Origin of the sequence: Microvirga roseola, from assembly GCF_020866965.1 — a bacterium.
In the GTDB taxonomy this organism is placed as follows: domain Bacteria; phylum Pseudomonadota; class Alphaproteobacteria; order Rhizobiales; family Beijerinckiaceae; genus Microvirga; species Microvirga roseola.
The window spans coordinates 1-3588 of the sequence record NZ_JAJATX010000121.1 but is presented as its reverse complement, the minus strand read 5'-3'; the positions used below and the strand labels follow the sequence as shown (position 1 = coordinate 3588).

At 62.5% G+C, this 3588-nt stretch carries 3 protein-coding genes and 1 pseudogene; all 4 read left to right on the top strand.

Annotated features, from left to right (window positions below; all coding sequences use genetic code 11):
* A partial coding sequence (locus LG661_RS24260; RefSeq protein ID WP_322098915.1) for a DNA translocase FtsK occupies window positions 1-358 on the top strand: 358 nt, incomplete at its 5' end.
* Between the two features lie 710 nt (window positions 359-1068).
* Window positions 1069-1545, top strand: coding sequence for a hypothetical protein (locus LG661_RS24255; RefSeq protein WP_230534567.1), 477 nt, complete (start codon window positions 1069-1071; stop codon window positions 1543-1545).
* 123 nt (window positions 1546-1668) lie between these two features.
* Window positions 1669-2370, top strand: coding sequence for a hypothetical protein (locus LG661_RS24250; protein ID WP_230534566.1), 702 nt, complete (start codon window positions 1669-1671; stop codon window positions 2368-2370).
* A gap of 102 nt (window positions 2371-2472) precedes the next feature.
* Window positions 2473-3588: pseudogene (locus tag LG661_RS24245) on the top strand (hypothetical protein); the annotation flags it as partial.

Below are 3588 nucleotides of genomic sequence, written 5' to 3'. Positions count from 1 at the left end.
CGTGCACGGTCCCTTCTGCTCGGACGAGGAGGTGGAGAAGGTGGTCAATCACCTCAAGTGCCAGGGCGAACCCGTCTACCTTGATGCGGTCACGGCGGACGATGAAGAGCAGGAAGACACAGAAGGGTCGGACATTCCGGCGGAGGACCACGAGTTCAGCTTGGCTTCGTCGGACACCTATGACCAGGCTGTCAGCATCGTCCTGCGGCACAAGAAGGCCTCGACCTCTTACATCCAGCGCCGCCTCCAGATCGGCTACAACCGAGCGGCGTCAATCATGGAGCGCATGGAGAGGGAAGGAATCGTAGGACCCGCCAATCACGCCGGGAAAAGAGACATTCTGCGTGAGGAGTTTTAGTGTTAGATAGTTTCGAAAGCAATGTTGGGAACTCTCGTAGAGCTTAGGAGGCGGCACGGCTTCACCATAGCCCCATGAGGCGAGCAGGGTGATCTGCACGACGGGGGTGGGCGTGGGTTGCGGGCATACTTCTCAAAGACGTGCACCCAAGCGCCGGGCTGATCCGCCGCTTGGGTATCCGATAGTCCTACTCGACGCACTTGTTCGAGGAGGCACTTTGCTGGAGGCGAATTGGGTCAGATCACGTCCTGACCGATTCCGGAGCCAGTCTGCGGGGTCAAAGGGTCAGGTGCCTTCGCGGCTCGTCCCGATGCCTGCAATCACGACCCGCTCGCGGCCACGCGGCTGCGATACATTATGCAGACTGCATGATAGCAGCGGGTCTCCAGTACATGCTGCAACTAGATCCTGTCTGACGGCCCATGCTGTAGCCGCCCGCGTAGGATCGCCACACTTCGGCAAAGTGCTTGCCTAAAGATCTCTTCGGCCCGCCTCACCCGGATCACAGCGCCCGCTGAATGGGCCCGGAGACCACCCCCTTTCTCGGCCCCGCCGCTTCCCCGAGCCTGGCAGATTGCGCCGCGGCTAGGAATTTTCTACAGTCCTGCCGCAACGTCAGCCGGATCGTGACCTCTCTCTAACCGATAGAGCCAAGAAGAGAACCGGAGCAGAGGCGCAAGGAACTGACAGCCGGCACGGGGGCAGCAAACATGGCGGTATCGATCGTACGGCTCGAGGGTGAGCAAAAGGTCAGCACCAATACGACAAGCTCGCAAGAGAAGCCGAGCACCACGGCGCTGGCTGACGGTGGGTGGGTGGTCACCTGGCAATCCTATGGCCAGGATGGCGAGCGCTACGGCATCTACCAGCAGCGCTACAACGCCGATGGTTCGCTCAGCGGCACCGAACAGCAGGTCAACACCCATACGACAAGCTCGCAAGAGAAGCCGAGCGTCACGGCGCTGGCTGACGGCGGCTGGGTGGTCACCTGGCAATCCCATGCCCAGGACGGCTCTGACAGGGGCATCTACCAGCAGCGCTACAACGCCGATGGTTCGCTCAGCGGCACCGAACAGCAGGTCAACACCCATACGACAAGCTCGCAAGAGAAGCCGAGCGTCACGGCGCTGGCTGACGGCGGCTGGGTGGTCACCTGGCAATCCGATGGCCAGGACGGCTCTGGCTAAGGCATCTCCCAGCAGCGCTACAACGCCGATGGTTCGCTCAGCGGCACCGAACAGCAGGTCAACACCCATACGACAAGCTCGCACGAGAAGCCGCGCGTCACGGCGCTGGCTGACGGCGGCTGGGTGGTCACCTGGCAATCCGATGGCCAGGACGGCTCTGGGATTGGCGTCTACCAGCAGCGCTACCACGCCAATGGCTCGCTCACCGGCAGCGAACAGCGGGTCAACACCCGTACGTCAGACTGGCAAGAGGAACCGAGCGTCACGGCTTTGGCTGACGGCGGCTGGGTGGTCACCTGGCAATCCCATGCCCAGGACGGCTCTGACTACGGCATCTACCAGCAGCGCTACAACGCCGATGGTTCGCTCAGCGGCAGCGAACAGCTGGTCAACACCCATACGACAATCTCGCAAGAGAATCCGAGCGTCACGGCGCTGGCTGACGGCGGCTGGGTGGTCACCTGGCAATCCGATGCCCAGGACGGCTCTGACTACGGCATCTACCAGCAGCGCTACAACGCCGATGGTTCGCTCAGCGGCAGCGAACAGCGGGTCAACACCTATACGGCCTACGCCCAATACGCTCCATGCGTCACGGCCTTGGCTGACGACGGCTGGGTGGTCACCTGGAGTTCTTATGGCCAGGACGGCTCTGGCATTGGCGTCTACCAGCAGCGCTACAACGCCAATGGTTCGCTCAACGGCAGCGAACAGCGGGTCAACACCCATTCGACAAACTCGCAAGAGAACCCGAGCGTCACGGTGCTGGCTGACGGCGGCTGGGTGGTCACCTGGCAATCCCATGCCCAGGACGGCTCTGACTAAGGCATCTACCAGCAGCGCTACAACGCCAATGGTTCGCTCAACGGCAGCGAACAGCGGGTCAACACCCATTCGACAAACTCGCAAGAGAACCCGAGCGTCACGGTGCTGGCTGACGGCGGCTGGGTGGTCACCTGGCAATCCGATGGCCAGGATGGCGAGCGCTACGGCATCTACCAGCAGCGCTACCACGCCAATGGCTCGCTCACCGGCAACGAACAGCGGGTCAACACCCATACGACAAACTCGCAAGAGGAACCGAGCGTCACGGCGCTGGCTGACGGTGGTTGGGTGGTCACCTGGCAATCCCATGCCCAGGACGGCTCCGGCTATGGCGTCTACCAGCAGCGCTATGATGCTACCGGCACGGCGGTGGGTGACGAGGAGCGGGTCAACTCATACATAACCGGCACCCAAGCCCGACCGAGTGTAACGGCTCTGTCGGACGGCGGCTGGGTGGTGACCTGGGGGTCTTTTGGCCAGGATGGCTCTGGCTATGGCATCTATCAGCAGCGCTACAGGCCTGTGACCGCCTTTGGCGAAGGCAAGGAGAGCGGAGCAGGATCTCCGGACAATGAAGTCTTTCAGGTCAGGGCCGGCGGCCTTGGTGCCGGCGACATCCTTGAGGCCGGCGGCGGTATCGACACCCTGCGGATGATCGAGACCGGCACTCTCGACCTCACTGCACCGGGTCGGTTGACCGACATCGAGATCGTCCAGGGCTCCAGGGGCAATGACATCATCGTTTCGGACGCCATACGCCTAGCGAAGATCGCCGGGATCCAGGGCGGCAGCGGATCCGACGCGTTGCACCTGAAGGCAGGGAGTTATGATCTGACCAGCAGGTACGTCGCCGGCATCGAGGCGATCACGCTGCTCGGCACCGGCTCGATCACCTTCAGCGACAAGGCTTCTGCTCTTCTGACCCACAGCCAGACCGCCGATGGTACGCTGATTCTGGTCGATGAAAGCTTCACCCTGGCCGAGCGCACGCAGCTCTACCACCAGGGCATCCGCACGGTGACGGATGCCGGTGGCACTCATATCCTCCAGCCCGCCACTCCCTCGCTCAGCCGCTCGCAGGTGCGGGAGGATGCAAGGGCTGGGACCGAGATCGGCACGCTCTCGGCTCTGGATCCCAATCCCGGTGACGGTCTGCGCTTCGATCTGATCGACAGCGCCGGCGGCCGCTTTGCGCTGTCGGATAACCAAACCATTGTG